Genomic DNA, 2,233 nt, shown 5'->3' on the forward strand with positions numbered 1-2,233 from the left:
CACCGGCTCAGTCCGCACGTGATCGAAGGACGGCGTCCGTCTGCGCGAGCGACCTATTCGCCTGATGACGGCAAGGTTGCCGGTGTCTTTGTGGGCGGGGCGAATGGTGCTTACGAGTACGACCAGTTGGCACTCAACTCGATCGTCCGCGCCGTGACGCATCTCCAGGAGCAAGGTTGGCGCGTGCTGGTTTCTACGTCGCGGCGGTCGAGCGAGGCGACACTTGAACAGCTGCTGAGGCTCCGCAGCAACCGCCTCCAGGTTTGGGACGGCGCACTTCCAAATCCCTATCTCGACTTTGTTGCCGCTGCGGACGCTTACCTCATCGCGAAGGACTCCATCACCATGCCGTGCGAAGCACTGGCATCCGGAAAGCCGGTCTATTCATTGGACCTCACCAAGATCCCAGGTCAGCGTCTTGAGAAATTCGAGCGCTTCCACCGCGATTTGCAGCAGACCCTTCGGCTTACAAGACCTTTCGAAGGAAGCCTCGAACCCTACGACTACAAACCGCTGAATGAAGCTGCGAGGCTGTCCGCCATCATCCGCGACGAAATGAGCCTTCCTGCTCGCTAGGCTCTCCCCGCCATAACAGCAATCCCGTCGTTTCCGCGACTTCCGGGTCTGCCGTATAAATTGGGCAGCGGAGGCTCATCAATGTCTTGAGCATCCGAAAGTCGGTATCGCCATGCATCCGGACGAGATTCTCGCTGTTATAGGCGTGGCCGGTGGAGCGAGGATTGATGCCGCTCAGGATGACGCACGACGCCCCGCTATGAAGCGCGAACATCGCGGCAATCACTCCATTCGAGTACTTCGTTGATGCATCCAGCTCAAAGTTGAGGATACCGCTGACCGCCCGTACCAACGCAACGCGCCGATAGCGGTCAATGATGTGAAGTTCGTCGTAGCCGTAGTCAAACCGCTTCAATCCGGCCTCCAGCCGCGAAAGGCCATGCCTCCACAGCATCAAGTAGAGCGTGCCTGTGCGTTTGGCTTGAAGGACCCTGCGGACCTCGCGGGCGTTGGTGTTTTCGCCTTCGATCTGGTTGAACATCATGACGGTGATGTCGGGCTTCGAAATCCCCCACCGCTCAAGCGCCTGCTGCGCCGCATTGATCGTGATCAGGCGATACGAGCCATCCAAGCCCACCGGCCTGGATGCGACAGGCGCAGAACCGACGACCACCACCTTCTTATCCGCGAGTGTCGGATCCACCCACGGCTTTGGCCTTAGCCATTGGTATTTGATGAAGCGGTAAAGCCACTGTTTTGCCTCGAACAGTTTCCGGCGCACGATCCCCAACCGCTCATCTCCTTCCGATCATTCGATCGTTTTCAGCCACCGTCACGGCCGCCCGCAGCGAACGTCGATACCTTTTTCAAACTGAATGTAGTATTCGATAATATATGTCAGGCACACGATAAAACGGAATTAGTTGCGATGGCGATGGACCCGGCTCTAAAGAGCGTCAAAGGCAGCAGAAAATCACGCTCGCCCGATGAAGCCACGCTAGAAACTATAAAGTTCGAACATCAACGTTGGCTTACGAAGCTGGGAATATTGGATCGGCCCTGGCTCATACTGGGTTCGGCACCGGAGCCCACTCTCCCATCGGACATTCTGCGAAACTGCGCCCGGGTCGACATTAACAACGCGGGCCGAACGGCAGAAATGTTGGGCCTGGGACCAGCCGACCTGACAATACGCAAGCGGAGGAAAACCTGGAAAGAGCATCCGCGGTTGCGCACCCGCGGATTGCTTTGGTTTCACACCGCCCCGTTGTTCATGATGCGTCTTCGGCTGTTGCTGAAGCCGGCCGTCAGGGTCGGCAGCCTCAAGCGGGCCACCAAGGATGAGCGTGATGCGATCGTCCGCCGGATCGTCGGCTCCATCCCTCAGGACATTGGGCGCTATGGCAAGGCAACGAATGGCGTCGCTAGCGTTTGTTATGCGCTGTTCCTGGGCGTGCCAACGGTGGTGCTATCCGGCATCTCGGTTGTGAAAATGGGGCATTCCTACAACGAGGTCGGAAAGCTCAGGAAGCAGATAGACGAGGATCGGTATGTGCTTCAGAAGCTCAGTAGCTTCCCCAATGTTGTCACGACAGAGCCGGAGCTATCTCGTGAGACCGGAATAAGGCTGGTGACAGGCATGTCTGAGCTGCGATAGATACAACGACGCCTTTCCTCGTATTTCCCGTAGGCTTGCCGTGGGGTGTAGGACTGTCAA

At 57.5% G+C, this 2,233-nt stretch carries 3 protein-coding genes; 2 read left to right on the plus strand and 1 reads right to left on the minus strand.

Annotation, left to right across the window (positions count from 1 at the left end):
* Positions 1-576, plus strand: a 576-nt coding sequence (locus ACPYOI_RS35470) for an ELM1/GtrOC1 family putative glycosyltransferase (protein WP_481424098.1), incomplete at its 5' end; no start/stop codon positions are given.
* On the opposite strand, the gene ACPYOI_RS35475 is transcribed toward ACPYOI_RS35470, so the two are convergent.
* Positions 542-1,297, minus strand: coding sequence for a membrane-anchored protein (locus tag ACPYOI_RS35475; RefSeq protein WP_481415286.1), 756 nt, complete (start codon positions 1,295-1,297; stop codon positions 542-544). The genes ACPYOI_RS35470 and ACPYOI_RS35475 overlap by 35 nt on opposite strands.
* Before the next feature lie 147 nt (positions 1,298-1,444).
* Here ACPYOI_RS35475 and ACPYOI_RS35480 point away from each other — a divergent pair, with 147 nt between their 5' ends.
* A complete protein-coding gene (locus ACPYOI_RS35480; protein WP_481415196.1) occupies positions 1,445-2,173 on the plus strand; it encodes a hypothetical protein in 729 nt (242 codons plus the stop codon).
* Positions 2,174-2,233 lie beyond the last annotated feature (60 nt).

The sequence above is a fragment of the Rhizobium sp. SVR5-2C genome, from assembly GCF_056755115.1.

Excerpts from the sequence above, each read along its gene's own strand:
- ACPYOI_RS35480 (WP_481415196.1), top strand. The coding sequence starts at position 1,445 with ATGGCGATGGACCCGGCTCTAAAGAGCGTCAAAGGCAGCAGAAAATCA.